Annotated in this window: 16 protein-coding genes; 9 read left to right on the plus strand and 7 right to left on the minus strand. The window is 70.1% G+C overall.

What is annotated here, in order from left to right:
* Positions 1–6: 6 nt before the first annotated feature.
* The 7 genes from ACFY1E_RS23520 to ACFY1E_RS23550 all read left to right on the plus strand — a co-directional run bounded on the left by ACFY1E_RS23520 (position 7) and on the right by ACFY1E_RS23550 (position 6,840).
* Positions 7–420 (plus strand): roadblock/LC7 domain-containing protein, encoded by a 414-nt coding sequence (locus ACFY1E_RS23520; protein WP_003973453.1) that lies wholly within the window; start codon positions 7–9, stop codon positions 418–420.
* A 109-nt stretch (positions 421–529) separates the two neighbouring features.
* Positions 530–925 (plus strand): DUF742 domain-containing protein, encoded by a 396-nt coding sequence (locus ACFY1E_RS23525; protein WP_030943001.1) that lies wholly within the window; start codon positions 530–532, stop codon positions 923–925.
* A complete protein-coding gene (locus ACFY1E_RS23530) occupies positions 906–1,481 on the plus strand; it encodes an ATP/GTP-binding protein (protein WP_115905688.1) in 576 nt (191 codons plus the stop codon). Before ACFY1E_RS23525 ends, ACFY1E_RS23530 begins: the two co-directional genes overlap by 20 nt.
* A 387-nt stretch (positions 1,482–1,868) precedes the next feature.
* Positions 1,869–5,162 carry a nitrate- and nitrite sensing domain-containing protein gene (locus tag ACFY1E_RS23535; protein ID WP_389079053.1) on the plus strand — a complete coding sequence of 1,098 codons (3,294 nt, stop codon included), beginning with the start codon at positions 1,869–1,871 and terminating at the stop codon, positions 5,160–5,162.
* A gap of 10 nt (positions 5,163–5,172) precedes the next feature.
* On the plus strand, positions 5,173–5,586 hold the full coding sequence (locus ACFY1E_RS23540; RefSeq protein WP_004983065.1) for a roadblock/LC7 domain-containing protein: 414 nt from the start codon (positions 5,173–5,175) through the stop codon (positions 5,584–5,586).
* Positions 5,587–5,684: 98 nt separating this feature from the next.
* Entirely contained in the window at positions 5,685–6,278 is a 594-nt protein-coding gene (locus ACFY1E_RS23545) for a DUF742 domain-containing protein (RefSeq protein ID WP_115905690.1), read from the plus strand.
* The gene (locus ACFY1E_RS23550; RefSeq protein WP_026248371.1) at positions 6,259–6,840 is read left to right on the plus strand and encodes an ATP/GTP-binding protein; all 582 of its coding nucleotides are present in this window, start codon (positions 6,259–6,261) and stop codon (positions 6,838–6,840) included. Before ACFY1E_RS23545 ends, ACFY1E_RS23550 begins: the two co-directional genes overlap by 20 nt.
* A gap of 113 nt (positions 6,841–6,953) precedes the next feature.
* Here the strand turns inward: ACFY1E_RS23550 and ACFY1E_RS23555 are convergent, their stop codons facing one another.
* The 3 genes from ACFY1E_RS23555 to ACFY1E_RS23565 form a co-directional block, all read right to left on the minus strand.
* A complete protein-coding gene (locus ACFY1E_RS23555) occupies positions 6,954–7,148 on the minus strand; it encodes an acyl-CoA carboxylase subunit epsilon (protein WP_389079055.1) in 195 nt (64 codons plus the stop codon).
* A gap of 57 nt (positions 7,149–7,205) precedes the next feature.
* A complete protein-coding gene (locus ACFY1E_RS23560) occupies positions 7,206–8,789 on the minus strand; it encodes an acyl-CoA carboxylase subunit beta (RefSeq protein WP_389079058.1) in 1,584 nt (527 codons plus the stop codon).
* Between the two features lie 154 nt (positions 8,790–8,943).
* Complete coding sequence (locus ACFY1E_RS23565) at positions 8,944–11,247, minus strand: polysaccharide lyase 8 family protein (protein ID WP_389079060.1); 2,304 nt, start codon at positions 11,245–11,247, stop codon at positions 8,944–8,946.
* 158 nt (positions 11,248–11,405) lie between these two features.
* Between ACFY1E_RS23565 and ACFY1E_RS23570 the strand changes: the two genes are divergently transcribed.
* Positions 11,406–11,960, plus strand: coding sequence for a YceI family protein (locus ACFY1E_RS23570; RefSeq protein ID WP_389079063.1), 555 nt, complete (start codon positions 11,406–11,408; stop codon positions 11,958–11,960).
* Between the two features lie 33 nt (positions 11,961–11,993).
* Here ACFY1E_RS23570 and ACFY1E_RS23575 read toward each other — a convergent pair whose 3' ends face one another.
* The 3 genes from ACFY1E_RS23575 to ACFY1E_RS23585 all read right to left on the minus strand — a co-directional run bounded on the left by ACFY1E_RS23575 (position 11,994) and on the right by ACFY1E_RS23585 (position 14,400).
* Entirely contained in the window at positions 11,994–12,674 is a 681-nt protein-coding gene (locus ACFY1E_RS23575) for a DUF899 family protein (protein ID WP_389079064.1), read from the minus strand.
* A gap of 90 nt (positions 12,675–12,764) precedes the next feature.
* Positions 12,765–13,310, minus strand: coding sequence for a hypothetical protein (locus ACFY1E_RS23580; RefSeq protein ID WP_389079067.1), 546 nt, complete (start codon positions 13,308–13,310; stop codon positions 12,765–12,767).
* Positions 13,240–14,400: an FUSC family protein gene (locus tag ACFY1E_RS23585; RefSeq protein ID WP_389079068.1), complete on the minus strand. Its 1,161-nt coding sequence runs from the start codon at positions 14,398–14,400 to the stop codon at positions 13,240–13,242. The genes ACFY1E_RS23580 and ACFY1E_RS23585 overlap by 71 nt, the downstream gene beginning before the upstream one ends.
* Positions 14,401–14,462: 62 nt before the next feature.
* Between ACFY1E_RS23585 and ACFY1E_RS23590 the strand changes: the two genes are divergently transcribed.
* A complete protein-coding gene (locus ACFY1E_RS23590) occupies positions 14,463–14,888 on the plus strand; it encodes a MarR family winged helix-turn-helix transcriptional regulator (RefSeq protein ID WP_389079070.1) in 426 nt (141 codons plus the stop codon).
* Positions 14,889–14,902: 14 nt separating this feature from the next.
* Here the strand turns inward: ACFY1E_RS23590 and ACFY1E_RS23595 are convergent, their stop codons facing one another.
* Positions 14,903–16,258, minus strand: a complete 1,356-nt coding sequence (locus ACFY1E_RS23595; RefSeq protein WP_389079071.1) for a hypothetical protein — start codon at positions 16,256–16,258, stop codon at positions 14,903–14,905.
* Positions 16,259–16,325 lie beyond the last annotated feature (67 nt).

Here is a 16,325-nt window from a genome sequence, read left to right on the forward strand (position 1 = left end):
AGCCAGATGAGCCAGGCGGCACAGAACCTCAACTGGTTGATCACCAACTTCGTGGACAACACCCCGGGTGTGTCCCACACCGTCGTCGTGTCCGCCGACGGTCTCCTTCTGGCGATGTCGGAAGGCTTCCCCCGTGACCGCGCCGATCAGCTGGCGGCCGTCGCATCCGGGCTGACCTCGCTGACGGCCGGGGCCTCCCGGATCTTCGAGGGCGGCAACGTGGCGCAGACGGTCGTCGAGATGGAGCGGGGTTTTCTCTTCCTGATGTCCGTCTCGGACGGCTCGTCCCTGGCCGTGCTCGCGCACCCCGAGTGCGACATCGGCCTGGTGGGCTACGAGATGGCGCTGCTCGTCGACCGGGCAGGTGCGGTCCTCACGCCGGACCTGCGCGCCGAACTACAGGGCAGTCTGCTCCACTGACCCGCCCAGGATCCACCCCCGTCACCACATCACCGTCCGGCCGCCACAATCCCCCCACGGCCAATAAGACGGCCAGCCCGACCGACTTGCTGTCCCGCCCGGAGGATTCATGACCCCGCCCACCGCCTCTCATGATCCGTACGCGGAGCCGTACGAGGACGAGGGCGACCAGCCACTGGTACGTCCGTACGCGATGACCGGTGGCCGGACCCGGCCCCGCTATCAGCTGGCCATCGAGGCGCTGATCAGCACCACGGCCGACCCGGCAGCACTCATGGGGCTGCTCCCGGAGCACCAGCGCATCTGCCACCTGTGCCGTGAGGTGAAGTCGGTCGCAGAGGTGTCGGCGCTCTTGTCCATGCCGCTGGGCGTGGCCCGGATCCTTGTCGCGGACCTGGCCGAGGCCGGGCTCGTCGCCATCCACCAGCCTGGTGGCGACGAGACGACCGGTGCGCCGGACGTGACCCTGCTCGAAAGGGTGCTCAGTGGACTTCGCAAGCTCTGAACCGAGTCGTGCCACCACCTCCGCCAAGATCGTGGTGGCGGGCGGCTTCGGCGTGGGCAAGACCACGTTCGTCGGCGCCGTCTCGGAGATCAACCCGCTGCGCACCGAGGCCGTCATGACCTCCGCTTCCGCGGGTATCGACGACCTCACGCACACCGGGGACAAGACCACCACGACGGTGGCCATGGACTTCGGCCGTATCACCCTGGACCAGGACCTGATCCTGTACCTCTTCGGTACGCCGGGTCAGGACCGGTTCTGGTTCATGTGGGACGACCTGGTACGCGGTGCGATCGGCGCGGTGGTGCTCGTGGACACCCGGCGCCTGGCGGACTGCTTCCCCGCGGTCGACTACTTCGAGAACAGCGGCCTGCCCTTCGTCGTCGCGCTGAACGGCTTCGACGGGCACCAGCCGTATGCTCCCGAGGAGGTGCGCGAGGCGCTGCAGATCGGCCCGGACACGCCGATCATCACGACGGACGCCCGGCACCGCGCGGATGCCAAGAGTGCGCTGATCACGCTGGTCGAGCACGCTCTCATGGCACGGCTGAGATAACACCCAAATCAGCCATGCCGTACGACAGTTGTCGTAGACGCATCGGAGCCGGCTGTGGCCTTTGACACGGTCGGCCCCGGTGTTCATAACGTTTCGGCAGAGGAATCGGGTGGAACGGCCACGCGTCGTTGCCAAACGGTCTCGCTGCGCTCACATCAGCCCCGTCTTTTGACGGGGCTCGCTCTTTATGACCGTTTTATCTGGGGCTTACATCACACGGAATCCTCGCTTTCCACTGTTTGGAAGAGCGCAGGCCGTCGTGCTGGAATGCCTGAACTGCCCAATAGTCAAAGACGTACTCGGTAGTACTGCGTACTCAATGGCGTACTGGGCTCTGAGACACTGCGGCACAACGTTGGTGCCCGCCGCCGAGAGGTTGTTGGTCGAGTGAGGCGAAGCAAGAACGGTCCCGAGCCGTCGGCCCGGGGCAACTTCACCCCGCCGCCGCGCGGAGCGGCGCCCGCCCCTGTGCCCGGTTCGGAACCGACGGCCGTACCCGCTCCGAGCGGCGGTCGTTTCTCCCCCCGCAACTGGCGGGTGCCGACCCGGCTGAACGCGATCCTGCTCATACCCGTGACGGTCGGGCTCGTCATGGGCGGCTTCCAGGTGAAGAGCTCGATCGACACCTGGCAGGAGGCGCAGGACGCGGAGAACACCGCACGGCTGGTGCGGGCCTCCCTGACCTATGCCAACGCGGTGAACAACGAGCGCGACATCACCGCGGCACCGCTGCTCAAGGGCAGGAGCGCCACCGCCAAGGACAAGGCGACGATCGAGGCGGCCCGCAAGGCCACCGACGACGCGGCCGACGCCTTCGACGCGGCGGCGCAGAACATGCCGCAGAAGTCCGGCCTGCTCCGCCGCCTCAAGCTGTTCCGCCAGGCCGAGCCGCAGCTGGCCACCCTGCGCGCGATCGCGTACTCCTCCAAGACCCACGGAGTGGAGACCGAGGAGGGCTACGTCGGCGTCGCCCACCCCCTAATGGAGTTCGCCAACGAGCTGGGCCTGGGCACGGGCAACATCACCAGCTACGGCCGGACCGTCTACGCCATCTCGCTCACCCAGGCCGCCCTGTCCCTGGAGCGGTCGATCGGCATGCACCTGCTGGTCAGCCCCGGCCCCAAGAAGGACGACCTCGCCAAGCAGCGCGTCGCCCTCTCCTCCTACGCCTACCTCGAGGGCATCGCCATCGAGGAGTACAAGGCGGGCGGCACCGAGGCGGACGCGCAGAAGCTCGTCGACCTCGAGGCGAAGGCCAAGGCCGAGGGTGTGGCCCAGGCCAAGCAGGCCGCCGCGCAGGCAGCAGCCAACAACCAGACGTATGTGCCGCCGCCCGACCCGGTGAAGATGGTCGCGTACCTCTCGGCACTGCAGTCCACCGACACCAGCGACCGCGCCGCGCTCGCCGCGCAGGGCATCACCGCGGAGAACTGGTGGGGGGTCACCACCCTCCGGGCCGACGTCTACCGGAAGATCCAGTCGGACATGGCCGACAAGGCCGTGAACGAGGCCTCGGACATCGCCGACAACGCCAAGCGTGACGCCCTCATCACGGGTGCCGCCGTCGTCGTCGCCCTGCTCCTGGCGTTCATCCTGGCCGGTGCCGTGGCCCGCCAGATGTCCCGCTCGATGCGCCAGCTGCGCAACGCCGCCTTCGGCATCGCCGAGCAGCGGCTGCCGATGCTGGTCGACCAGCTCTCGCGCACCGACCCGGGCCGCGTGGACACCCGCGTCCAGCCCATCCCGATCAACACCCGCGACGAGATCGGCGAGGTCGCCCGCGCCTTCGACCAGGTCCACCGAGAGGCGGTCCGGCTCGCCGCCGAGCAGGCCCTGCTGCGTGGCAACATCAACGCGATCTTCACCAACCTCTCGCGCCGCAACCAGTCGCTGATCGAGGGCCAGCTGACCCTGATCACCGACCTGGAGAACAACGAGGCCGACCCGGACCAGCTGGAGAACCTCTTCCGCCTGGACCACCTCGCGACCCGTATGCGCCGCAACGGCGAGAACCTCCTGGTCCTCGCCGGCGAGGAGCCCGGCCGTCGCTGGGACCAGCCGGTCCCGCTGGTCGACGTGCTGCGCGCCGCCTCCTCCGAGGTGGAGCAGTACGAGCGCATCGAGCTGTCGGGCGTCCCGGAGGCCGAGATCCACGGCCGCGCGGTCACCGACCTCGTGCACCTGCTCGCCGAGCTCCTGGAGAACGCGACGACGTTCTCCTCCCCGCAGACCAAGGTCCGCGTCACCGCGACCCGTCTCCCCGACGGCCGCATCATGATCGAGATCCACGACAAGGGCATCGGCCTGACCGCCGAGGACTTCGCGGACATCAACCACAAGCTCGCGAACCCGCCCACCGTCGACGCCGCGATATCCCAGCGCATGGGCCTGTTCGTGGTCGGGCGGCTGTCCGACCGGCACGGCATCCGCGTCCAGCTGCGCCCCTCCGGCGAGCAGGCGGGCACCACCTCGCTGGTCATGCTGCCGGACGCGATCACCCACGGCGGTGGCGGCGAGCAGCAGCCGCGCGACGAGTTCACGGTCTCGCAGATCATCCCGGAGCAGAGCTACCAGGGTGAGGACTTCAACAACGGCCTGCCGATGCGCACGGCCGCGGAGCTCGGGTTCGACGACAGCCGCTACTCCGAGATCCCGGACGACATACGCGAGCTGGACCCCGTCGGCCGCTCGCTGATGCGCGAGGAGCGCCGTGCGGCCCTGGAGGCCCAGGCGCAGGACCAGCCGGCCCAGGAGTCCCCCGAGACCCCGTACGCCGACGCGTTCGACCAGCCGTCCTACGACAACGGCCTCGGCGGCTTCCCCGAGCAGCAGCCCGGCGGCTACGACCCGCGCCCGGCCTACGACGAGCCGCAGCAGACTCCGTACGAGGAGCCCCAGCGCCCCGCGTATGACGAGCCGGCGCAGCGCCCGTCGTACGACGAGCCGTACTACGCGCCGAACGGCGGGCTTCCGCAGAACGACACGTTCTCGTCGAACGGCGGCTACCCCGAGCCCTCGTATGCGGAACCGGTCCGCGAGGAGCGCGCCTCCGCCCCGGAGTCCTTCCCTGCCTTCCAGGAGCGCCGCCAGCAGGACGACTGGCCGCAGCAGGACGGCTACCAGAACGGCTACTCGTCGGATTACGCTCCGGAAACGGAATCTGCGCAGGCCGCTGACGTGAGTGAGCGGGACCGCGTAGGCTTCGACCGTCCGGGACCGGCCTCTTCCGCCGCCCACGCGCTGACCGACGCCGGACTGCCCCGCCGCGGATCGTTCGCAGGCGGTGCGAACGGCACGAGCGGTGCGAGCGGTTCGAACGGCACACGGCATGTGAGCCAGGAGGCGCCGGCCCCCAAGCCGGAGAGCAACGGCAATGGCACCGGCGACTGGCGTTCGGCGAACGACGAGCGCTGGCAGCAGGCCTCGCAGCTCCGGAAGCCCAAGGCGGGCGGGGTCACCTCCTCCGGCCTGCCGCGGCGGGTGCCCAAGGCCAACCTGGTCGAGGGAGCCGCCGAGACCACCCCCCAGGGCGGCCCACAGGTCTCCCGCGCCCCGGAGGACGTCCGGGGCAGGCTGAGCAACCTGCGCCGGGGCGTCCAGCGCGGACGCAGCGCCGGCGCAGGCAGTGAAACGAACGGTCAGGGCTTCGGTTCTGACAGCACCTACAACCAGGAGCGTTAGTGTGAGCCCGATGAGCCAGGCGGCACAGAACCTGAACTGGTTGATCACCAACTTCGTGGACAACACCCCGGGGGTGTCCCACACCGTGGTGGTCTCCGCCGACGGACTCCTTCTGGCGATGTCCGAAGGGTTTCCGCGCGACCGCGCCGATCAGCTCGCGGCCGTCGCCTCCGGTCTGACCTCGCTGACCGCCGGTGCCTCGCGCATCTTCGAGGGCGGCAGCGTGAACCAGACCGTTGTGGAGATGGAGCGGGGATTCCTGTTCATCATGTCCATCTCCGACGGCTCCTCGCTCGCGGTGCTGGCCCACCCCGAGGCGGACATCGGTCTCATCGGGTACGAGATGGCGCTTCTGGTCGACCGTGCCGGTACGGTCCTGACACCGGATCTTCGTGCGGAGCTCCAGGGCAGCCTGCTCAACTGACAGTCAGACGGTGCGTTTTGGCGTCCCGGGGCCGTAAGGTTTCGGGACGCGGCTCCACAGGGATTGGGTGCCCGGCACGGTCGGAGGAGGAGAAGAGAGTGGCAACACCCCCAGGCGGTTCGAATTCGGGCAACTGGTCGTACGGCCCTGCCCAGGGCCAGGGCGGCGGTTCCCAGAACCCGAACCGCTACAACTTCCCCTCCACCCCGAGCCAGCGGCGTCAGAACCCGTATGCGCCCCAGGGTCCGCAGGGCCCTGGTCCGTCGCCGTACGACCAGCCGCCGGCGCCGCGTATCCAGCCCGTGCAGCCGCAGCGACGCGCTCCCGAGCCGGCGCCCGCAGGGTCGTCGAACAACCCCCTGGTGCGTCCGTACGCCATGACCGGCGGCCGGACCCGCCCGCGCTACCAGCTCGCCATCGAGGCGCTGGTGCACACCACCGCGCAGCCGCACCAGATGCAGGGCCAGCTGCCCGAGCATCAGCGGATCTGCAACCTCTGCCGCGAGATCAAGTCGGTGGCGGAAATCTCCGCCCTCCTGACGATCCCTCTCGGCGTGGCCAGGATCCTCGTCGCCGACTTGGCGGAGGCGGGACTGGTCGCCATCCATCAGCCCGGCGGCGACGAGAACGCCGGCGGCCAGCCAGACGTGACACTGCTCGAAAGGGTGCTCAGTGGACTTCGCAAGCTCTAGCGGCGGTCCTTCCCGCTCCACCACCTCGGCGAAGATCGTGGTGGCGGGTGGCTTCGGCGTGGGCAAGACCACGTTCGTCGGGGCCGTCTCGGAGATCAACCCGCTGCGTACCGAGGCCGTCATGACGTCTGCTTCGGCAGGCATCGACGACCTCACCCACACCGGGGACAAGACCACCACGACGGTGGCCATGGACTTCGGCCGTATCACCCTGGACCAGGACCTGATCCTGTACCTGTTCGGCACCCCCGGTCAGGACCGGTTCTGGTTCATGTGGGACGACCTGGTGCGGGGCGCCATCGGCGCGATCGTCCTGGTCGACACCCGCCGTCTCGCCGACTGCTTCCCTGCGGTCGACTACTTCGAGAACAGCGGTCTGCCCTTCGTGATCGCCCTGAACGGCTTCGACGGCAACCAGCCGTACAACCCGGACGAGGTCCGGGAAGCCCTGCAGATCGGTCCGGACACCCCGATCATCACCACCGACGCCCGGCACCGGGCCGACGCCAAGAGCGCGCTGATCACCCTGGTCGAGCACGCCCTCATGGCACGACTGCGCTAGCACCCCCTGCAGACAGGCCCCTCTTCGGAGGGGCCTGTCTGCTGCCTCCGGCAGGCAGACGTACGAGAAGGGCCCCTCCCGGTTCGGGAGGGGCCCTTCTGTGTCGTACCGGCTCAGTGCCAGCTGTGCGGGGCGCGGAAGCCGCCCTCGCGTTCCAGGCGGCGCCAGCCTGCTTTGGCGCGGCCGCGGTGGGTCCGGGCGTCGTCGGACGGGGCGGCCGCGGCGCGGGCCAGGAGGACGGCCGTGATGGCGGCGACCTCCTCGGGCTCGGCGTGGCCCTTCTCGACACGAATGTCAGGGGTGTTCATAGGTCTCAGTCTCCGTGAGAGAGGTTTCCGCGAGGGTGTCGCGGAGGGTCCGCTGGGTTACTGCGGGGGGTTGCCGTGCTTGCGGGACGGCAGGTCGGCGTGCTTGGTCTGCAGCATCGCCAGGGAGCGGATGAGGATCTCGCGGGTTTCGGTCGGGTCGATGACGTCGTCGACAAGGCCGCGCTCGGCCGCGTAGTACGGGTGCATCAGCTCGGACTTGTACTCCTTGACCATGCGGGCCCGCATGGCCTCGGGGTCCTCGGCCTCTGCGATCTGTCGCCGGAAGATGACGTTGGCGGCCCCTTCGGCGCCCATCACGGCGATCTCGTTCGTCGGCCAGGCATAGGTGAGGTCGGCACCGATGGACTGGCTGTCCATGACGATGTAGGCACCTCCGTACGCCTTGCGCAGGATCAGCGAAATCCTCGGCACGGTCGCGTTGCAGTAGGCGTAGAGGAGCTTCGCGCCGTGGCGGATGATTCCGCCGTGCTCCTGGTCGACACCGGGGAGGAACCCCGGGACGTCCAGGAAGGTGACGATCGGGATGTTAAAAGCGTCACACATCTGGACGAAACGCGCAGCTTTTTCCGAGGCCTCGATGTCCAGGACGCCCGCGAGGGTCTGCGGCTGGTTGGCGACGATGCCCACCACCTGGCCGTCCAGGCGCCCCAGTGCGCAGATGATGTTGCGGGCCCAGCGCTCGTGGACCTCCAGGTACTCGCCGTCGTCGACGATCTCCTCGATCACCTTGGCCATGTCGTACGGCCGGTTGCCGTCCGCCGGGACCAGGTCGAGCAGCACGTCGCTGCGGCGGTCCGCCGCGTCGGTGGACTCCACCCGCGGCGGGTTCTCCCGGTTGTTCTGCGGGAGGAGGGAGAGCAGGTAGCGGACCTCGGCGATGCAGGTCTCTTCGTCGTCGTAGGCGAAGTGGCAGACACCGGAGGTCTCCGCGTGCACGTCCGCGCCGCCCAGGCCGTTCTGGGTGATCTCCTCGCCCGTCACCGCCTTGACCACGTCAGGGCCGGTGATGAACATCTGCGAGGTGTCGCGGACCATGAAGACGAAGTCCGTCAGGGCCGGCGAGTACGCGGCGCCGCCGGCGCAGGGGCCGAGCATCACCGAGATCTGCGGGATGACGCCGGACGCCTTGGTGTTGCGCTGGAAGATGCCGCCGTAGCCGGCGAGCGCCGAGACGCCTTCCTGGATACGGGCACCGGCGCCGTCGTTGAGGGAGACCAGCGGGGCGCCTGCCGCGATGGCCATGTCCATGATCTTGTGGATCTTGGTGGCGTGGGCCTCGCCCAGCGCGCCGCCGAAGATGCGGAAGTCATGGGCGTAGACGAAGACCGTGCGGCCCTCCACCGTGCCCCAGCCGGTGATCACACCGTCCGTGTAAGGCTTCTTCGCCTCCAGGCCGAAGCCGACCGCACGGTGCCTGCGCAGCTGCTCGACCTCCTGGAAGGAGCCCGGGTCGAGGAGCAGCTCGATGCGCTCCCGGCCGGTCAGCTTGCCCTTGGCGTGCTGCGCCTCGGTCGCCTTCTCGCTCGGGCCGGCCAGTGCCTGCGCACGGATCTCGTGCAGTTCGGCCACTCGCCCGCGCGCGTCCGTCGGCTCACCCGGCGCCTCATCCAAAACGGTCATGTAGTGACCTTACGAAGCCCACCCGAGAAAGCGAGCCGTCGACTCCGTACAGTCTCCGGCCCGTTTTCCTGGTGCCACTGAACAGAACCGTGGCGGCATGCAGGCCTTCCGACTGCTCAGAGGGCGTGCGGCTTGTAGAGGTCGCACAAAGCGGTCAGCTGAGAGCCAGCTCACATCGGTGAGTCGCACATGACACGCCTGGGGTAATCCGGAGGGTCGTACGGCGGCCTGTACCGAGGACTTCGACGGTGTCGTCGGCCCGCACCACCCCGCGCACCGGGTGGTTCCAGGTGATCTCGAACGGCTCACCCGTTCGGGGTGGCTCGCTCACGCAGAGGGTAGCGGTGCGGCGGTGACGGCGTACGAGGACGCTGGCGGCCGCGGAGGCGGTCAGCGGCCCCGCTGTCCCGGGCGCCCAGAAGTTGGCGGCCGTCAGACCGAGGGAGGGGACATGGACGGCCTGGCAGGAGCTGTCGTTGGCGAGGAGCGACAGCCAGTGGCGGTCGGCGGCGCGGGAGGCGACGGCCCGGCGGGAGGCACCGGGCATGAGCAGGTAGACGTAGCCGGCGTCGGCGGGGTCCGTGCCGTGGGCGAGCCACAGGGTCTGCCAGCGGCGGGTGACCCGCCGGGTGGTGCTGGTGGTGTTGATGTCCGACCAGGCGCCGGTGCGGTCCTCGCGGAGGGTGTGCAGCTCGCCGCCGGGGACGACCCAGCCGCCGTGGCCCTCCAGATGGGCCCAGCCCCTCCCCCGTACGAACTCCTGCGTTCCGCCCTCCCCCAGGTTGCGGTTGTCGACGACGGTCTCGACGGGGACGCCGTCGGTGCAGGTGATGCCCGCGCCGAGGCAGATCACCGCGTCCGTGACGCAGAACCACGACTTGCGGGCCTGAAGCGTCGAGCCGAGACCCTTGAGATGCTGGCCGACGGCCGCGTACTCGCCGTCCGTCGTGCCGCCGACCCAGCGCACGTCCGGCTTGGGCGCGCCCCATTCGCCGCCCGCCTTGTCGGGCAGGGGAAGGGTGGAGACGGTGGTGCCGGGGAGGCGGTACCAGTCGACGGTCGGCCAGAACCAGTCGGTGTACTGATCGCTGCGCCCTTTCGGCCACCAGTAGAGCATTCCGGCGCCCGTGTGCCAGCCGCGCGGGTTCTCGCCGTTGCCGCACTCGTAGTACGCGATGCGGTCGCTGCACATGGCGATGCTCGCCGTGAAGCCCGGGCCGCGGTGCACGGCGCGGTCCATCGCCGGAAAGAGGCGGTGGCCGACGGGTTCGGGGGCGGCCGGGACCGGCGCGGCGGCGACCGCGTGCAGCCGGGCCAGGTCGGCGACGTCGAACTGACGTGCCGTCAGGATCGGTGTCACGGTGTCCCGTTCGATCCAGCCCTTGATGTACGCGTACCAGCGGTCCCGTTCGGCTGCGCTCGCCCCGCCGGCCAGCAGGGCGACGGCCGCGATGACGCCCTGCCCATGGAAGTGGTCGCTGCGCATGACCTGCCGGTCGTCGCTCTTGAGGTAACCCCGGCTGATCGCACGGCCGTTGACGCCGTCCATCACCAACCCGTCGTGGATCAGGGGCATGTAGGCGTGCTCGACGCTGTCGAGGACGATCTGCCGATCGGGGTCCGTCACCTCCCACGCCGATCCCGCGAGGAGCGTGAAGAGGCGCCCGAGACCATCGAGCATGACCTGTCCGTACGTCCCCGAGTACGCGACCCAGGTGTGCTGGACGAACGAGCCGTCCGCGTACAACCCGTCCCCCTTGGTGACGTACGGGAAGACCGGGGAGAGGGCGTCGCGGGCGAGGGCGAGCTTGGTGTCCGCGCGGCCGAGGATGCCACGCAGGGCGACCGAGCGGCACAGGTCGACCCGGTTGGCGCCGGTGGAGGTGCCGGAGTAGTCGGTGAGCATCGCGTCGGGGATGAAATGGTCCACGGCGGCGCAGGCCGCTGCCCGCTGGGCATCGGTGAGGTCGTCGTACAGGACGGCCGTGATGTCCATCAGCAGGCGGGGGCTCCCGATCTGCCATTCCCACCAGTTGCCGTAGCGGGTGGTGGAGGGGTTGTAGATCGTGGCGGAGAGGTGGTCGAGCCCGCGCAGGACGGCCGCGAGGAGGGCGGGGTCGCCGGTCGAACCGGTGCCGTGCTGGACGTAGGCCCGGGCCATGGTCCACAGGCGGCCGTAGCTCTGGGTGATGCCGGAGGGCGGGTCGTAGGGGTAGCCGGGCCAGAGGGAGGTGGGGGTGGGGGCCATGGTGGCCCGGGCGGCGCGGGCGAGTTCGCCGGTCTCGGCGAGCCGGGAGGCGTAGGGCTCCGCGGTGGGGTCGTAGCCCGTGCCGAGGGCGAGGTCGAGCCAGCGGCGGCGCAGGGCGTCGTAGGGGTCGGGGGCGACGGCACGGGCGGGCGGTGCGGCCGCGGCCAGGAGGGCCGCCGCGAGTAACACGGCTCTGCGGGTGGGTCTCATGGAGCCCCTGCGGTGTGTGGTCATGCCATGGGCATCTACCACCTCAGCGTAACCACGCCAACACTTTGCGGATGACGTTGAAACGCGAAGGGAATAGGTCTACGGTCGTTCCCGTTGAGTAGTTCAACGTTCAACATCCTCATTCAGGGAGCACAGTCATGGCGAACACCGACCTGACCGCACTGACCGGCGACTACACGATCGACACGGCCCACTCCACCATCGGCTTCACCGTCCGCCACGCCATGGTCACCAACGTCAAGGGCAAGTTCCTCGACTTCAGCGGGTCACTGCACCTGGACGGCGGCAACCCGTCCGCGTCGTCCGCCTCCATCGACGTCAAGATGGAGAGCATCGACACGGGGTCGGCCGACCGTGACGGTCACCTGAAGAGCGCGGACTTCTTCAAGATCGACGAGTTCCCGACGATGACCTTCCGCTCGACCTCGGCGGAGGCCCTCGGCGGCGACGACTACCGCATCACCGGTGATCTGACGATCCTGGGCACCACCAAGCCGCTCACCATCGACCTCGAGTTCAACGGCGCCGCGAAGGACCCCTTCGGCAACGAGCGCGTGGGCTTCGAGGGCAAGGCGGAGATCAAGCGCTCCGAGTGGGGTCTGACGTGGAACGCGGCACTGGAGACGGGTGGGGTGCTGATCTCCGACAAGATCAAGCTGAACTTCGACATCTCGGCGATCAAGAACGCCTGATTCCGGCGCCTGAGGCGGAGCCGGGGCGCGGGGTCAGTACTCGATGCTCGGGTACCAGTCGCCGCGCCCCCGCGGGGTCAGGTCCAGGAGGTGCCAGACCGGGGTCAGCAGGTCGATGCCTCGTTCCTTGATGTCGTCGGCCATGCGGGGGTGGGTGGAGTAGAAGTGGCGGACCGTGCCGTCGTCGCGGGTGAAGACCGAGACGGTGGAGTCCTGTTCGCCGTTCTCGTCCTCGCTGCCGGTGTCGTACTTGAACGTGCTGTCGCCGCAGCTGAGCAGGCGCAGCCCGTGCCAGCCGCGGTTGCGGGCGTGCCGGCGCAGGACGGGAGGGTCGGCGGCGGCCGCGACGACGAAGTCGGCGTTGCGGGTGACGTGGTGGGCTACGCCGCTGAAGCCGTCGATCCACAGGGTGCACATCGGGCAGGGGTCGGTCTGCTTCTTGCCGTACATGAACTGGTAGACGATCAGCGGGCGTTCGGGGGCGCTGAACAGCTCGCTCAGCCTGACCTCGCGCACCGGGGTGTCGCCGGCGTCGAGGTCGGCCGGACCTTCGAGGAAGGTGTAGTCGTCCACGGGCGGCCCCGGCGGCAGCGCGCGGCGCTGAGCGGCGACCTCCTCCCGCCGGCGCATGAGCTCGATCTCGGCCAGGCGCAGCTCTTCGCGGGCGGCGAGGTACTCCGCGGTCTCCCCGGCCAGTCGTGTGTGCCGCAACATCGCGCCTCCTGGGGTGAGGCCCCCGTGCCGGTTCTTCCACTGTAGGGCGGTCGCATGCAGGGCGGTCGCACGGGATTCTGCCGGATGCGGTCACCGTCGGCAGATCCGCTGCACGGCGCGGTCGATGCCGGCGAGTTGCGCCGCGGTGGGTACGACCGGTGCCCGGCCCTCGCGGCGGGCGTTGCGCACGGTCACGAACAGCAGGGGCGTTCCCTGCCGTGGCAGGGGCAACTGGCAGTAGACGTTCAGGCGGGCGTGCAGGATGCGGACCCGACCGGGCAGGAGCACGGCGCCGGGCACGGGCAAGGTCTGCAGGAAGCCGTCGTAGCCCTGCCTCGTTCCCGTGAGGGTGACGGGAACGGCGGAGGCGACGCGGAGGGTGATGCCGAGGTCCAGGGTGTAGCGCTGCGGCATCTCCACAGCAGTGATCCGGACACTGGTGGCGGCGACCGGGTCGGGCGGCGGGCGCGTGGCGACGACGTATCCGAGAAGCACGCCCAGCAGGGCTGCGCAGACCGACCCGACGACCGCCACCCGGACCCGGCGCGACAACGCCCGCCACCGCTCACCGAGCAGCGGCCGATCGTCGCCGAAGCCCTCGACGAGTTCCCGTTCGTCCCCATCGGGCGCGGTCACCACTCCCCAAGGGTAGGAGCGCGCGCGGCCGTTGGACATCGGTCGGAGCAATCTGTGCCGCCGTCGCCCGCCTCCGCGGCACCGGCAGCAGCCACCACGCCGATGCCACCGAGAGCACCGCACCGACGGCGATGCCCTCCAGGCGAGTCGGCAGCAGGTGCTGGGCGTTCTGGCCGAAGTAGCCGAGGAGCAGGGAAAGGGCGCAGGTCATGCCTGCCGCCCAGTAGGCGTAGTTGAGCGGGCGCAGCCACAGGGCGACCGCGAGGATCGTGAACATCAGCGCCACCGAGACGTGACCGGTGATGCCGGCCGCGCCCACCCCCGTCGCCAGCAGCGTGCCGACACAGGCGCCCAGCAGCCGCTCGACCCCTTTGCGCAGTACGTCGGTCCGGCCGCGGTTGCCGCTCGCCGCCACATAGGCGGTCAGCACCACCCAGGGCCAGTGGTCGTCGAAGAGCAGGCGGCCGAGGGCGAAGGCGATGGCGACGCCGGCCGCCATCTGCAGGGCCATGCGGGTGCTCGGGCGGGGATGGAGACGGGAGCGGCGCGGCGGCTGCTCGGGGACCGGCTCGGCGCGCCAGGGTCCGTACCGGTCCGCCAGCCCCTGCACCAGCCAGACCGAGCCGCACGCCAGCGCCCCGATCAGCGCCGACCAGAACCAGGTCACCAGCCCGCTCTGCGCCTCGGGCGGCAGCGCGGGGCCGGGGACGACCAGGAGGGCGATGAGCGGGAGGGTCAGCAGGGTCCCGGCCTTGGTGGCGGCCGGGCCGTAGCGGCGGATCCAGATGGCCAGTGAGATGCCGACGGTGAAGACGGCGGCCCCGATCGCATAGTGGGCGGCGATCAGCCGGCCGAGGAAGATCGACGCACCGGCCGCCACGGGCAGCACCACGAGCGCGGTGAGCCGACGGCGGGTGTCCGCGGTGCGCTGGGTCGAGGACAGGGTGAGCGACAGGGCCACCGCGAGGACGAGCACATCGGTGTGCAGCCCGGCGGCGCCCTCCAGCACGAGGGCGGCGGCCCAGCACAGCAGCATGGCGCTCATCGTCAGCGCCGCTTCATACGCATTGCGTATTAATTTTGCGGTCACTCACCTGATACTACGGTCATTGATGGCATCAAGGCAGTAAGTAGTTGCGTACGATCTTTCTCATGGAGCACCTCGCTGAAGCCGCCCGCATCCGCCGTGGCGTCATGCGTCTCAACCGTCGGCTGCGGCAGGAGCGCGGCGACGGGAGTCTCAGCGCCAACCAGCTGTTGGTGCTCGGCCACCTGCACCGGCACGGTTCGGCCACCCCCGGCGAGGTCGCGGCGGCCGAGCGGCAGCGGCCGCAGTCGCTGACCCGGGTCTTCGCGGAGCTGGAGACGGAAGCACTGATCGTGCGGGAGCCGGACACGGTCGACCGGCGGCAGTCCGTGCTGTCGCTGACCGAGGCGGGGCGGCGGGCGCTGGAGCGGGACATGGCCGAGCGGGACGCCTGGCTGTCGCGGGCCCTGGCCTCGCTGAGCCCGACCGAGCGGGGCCTGCTGGAGCTGGCGGGGGCGCTGATGGAGCAGCTGGCGGACGCGGAGGTGTGACGCCGCAGGGCGCCTCAGAACCCTCCGCCGAAGTCCCCGCCGCCCCCGAAGTCCCCTCCCCCACCGTCGCCGAAGCCGCCCCCGAAGTCACCCGGGTCGAAGTCCGCGCCGGAGGTGTCCCCGCCCTCGTATCCGCCGCCGAAGTCCCCGTATCCGGTGCCGTAGTCGGCCGCGTACGACGGGGTCGCCATCATGCTGCCCAGCAGCGTGCCGACGAGCAGGCCGGGCAGCAGGCCGCCGCCGAAGTAGCCGCCCGCCCAGGGGCCGTAGGCCGGGCCCGCGTCCCAGTACGGGCGGCGGCCGTAGTCGGTGTCGACCTCGCGGACGACGGGGTCGCGGCCGTCGGCGAGGCGGGTGGCGTCGGCCGCGCAGACGGGGACCTCGCGCGGGGCGCCGCCCGGCGGCGTCCACTCTGCGTCGGCGACGGACGGGCCGTGGCGGGGGTCGAAGAAGCAGGGCGGCCGGCGTTCGGGCAGGGGGCGGCCCTCGCGGCGGGCGGCGAGCAGGGCCAGCGAGAAACGGCCGTCCTCCAGTGCCTGGGTGACGGCCCGCACGTCCTCGGGCTTACGGGCCTCGGCCATGGCGGACTTGGCCTGCTCGTAGGCGTCCAGCGCCCGTTCGTAGTCGGCGCGCATGGCGTCGTCGGCGCCCGCCTCTGCCGGGTGGAAGTCGAGGCGGTCCAGTTCCTCGCCGAAGGCCGTGATGTCCTCGTCGACCACGATCCGCAGCCGGTCCAGCGCCGCCTGCTGCTCCGCGGCCCTGCGGCGCCGGCTCCGCCGTACCAGCGTGTAGGCGCCCGCGCCGCCCGCCACCAGCACCGCGCCCGCGGTGATCAGCGCGGTGTACGACACCCCGCCGCCTCCGGAGGAGGAGCCCCAGCTCGACGGGGCGGAGCCGCCCATGTTGGTGAGGGCGTTGTTCGTGAAGTCGGTCAGCTGGGTCTTCGCGTCCTTCTCGCCCTGGACGCTGCTGACGAGGTTCTGTACGGCGGTGCGCGGCAGGACGGAGGAGTCGGCCCTCGCGTCGAAGCGGTCGCCGAGCCGGATCGCGTACAGGCCTGTGATGCCGGTGGCGGTGCGGAGGTTGCGGAAGAGGTCCGTCGTGGGGTAGCCGGCGGGGAGGACGGCGACGAAGAGCGGTTTGTCGGCGTCCTTGATCCGTTCGGCGAGGGAGTGCGCGTCGGCGGACGACAGCTGGGCGCTCGCCGCCGGGTCGACGTAGACCGGGCTCTTGCGCAGGGCCTCGGCGATCGTCGAGACGCTCGTATCGGCGGAGGCCGGCGGGGAGCCCGCCGACAGTACGGTCAGGGCGGCGAGCAACAGGGCCAGGAGCAGCCCCGGGAGGCTTCGGGTCCGTACGGCGGCCTTCATGGTTCGAAGCTACCCGAAGCCTCCCAAAACTGGTCATCCGTTCAGGTGAAAGAGGCGGGTGATGTCC

Source organism: Streptomyces sp. NPDC001604 (assembly GCF_042893475.1).
Classification (GTDB): domain Bacteria; phylum Actinomycetota; class Actinomycetes; order Streptomycetales; family Streptomycetaceae; genus Streptomyces.

Excerpts from the sequence above, each read along its gene's own strand:
- ACFY1E_RS23595 (WP_389079071.1), bottom strand. The coding sequence starts at position 16,258 with ATGAAGGCCGCCGTACGGACCCGAAGCCTCCCGGGGCTGCTCCTGGCC.
- ACFY1E_RS23575 (WP_389079064.1), bottom strand. The coding sequence starts at position 12,674 with ATGTTGCGGCACACACGACTGGCCGGGGAGACCGCGGAGTACCTCGCC.
- ACFY1E_RS23520 (WP_003973453.1), top strand. The coding sequence starts at position 7 with ATGAGCCAGGCGGCACAGAACCTCAACTGGTTGATCACCAACTTCGTG.
- ACFY1E_RS23590 (WP_389079070.1), top strand. The coding sequence starts at position 14,463 with ATGGAGCACCTCGCTGAAGCCGCCCGCATCCGCCGTGGCGTCATGCGT.
- ACFY1E_RS23525 (WP_030943001.1), top strand. The coding sequence starts at position 530 with ATGACCCCGCCCACCGCCTCTCATGATCCGTACGCGGAGCCGTACGAG.
- ACFY1E_RS23555 (WP_389079055.1), bottom strand. The coding sequence starts at position 7,148 with ATGAACACCCCTGACATTCGTGTCGAGAAGGGCCACGCCGAGCCCGAG.
- ACFY1E_RS23540 (WP_004983065.1), top strand. The coding sequence starts at position 5,173 with ATGAGCCAGGCGGCACAGAACCTGAACTGGTTGATCACCAACTTCGTG.
- ACFY1E_RS23560 (WP_389079058.1), bottom strand. The coding sequence starts at position 8,789 with ATGACCGTTTTGGATGAGGCGCCGGGTGAGCCGACGGACGCGCGCGGG.
- ACFY1E_RS23570 (WP_389079063.1), top strand. The coding sequence starts at position 11,406 with ATGGCGAACACCGACCTGACCGCACTGACCGGCGACTACACGATCGAC.
- ACFY1E_RS23565 (WP_389079060.1), bottom strand. The coding sequence starts at position 11,247 with ATGAGACCCACCCGCAGAGCCGTGTTACTCGCGGCGGCCCTCCTGGCC.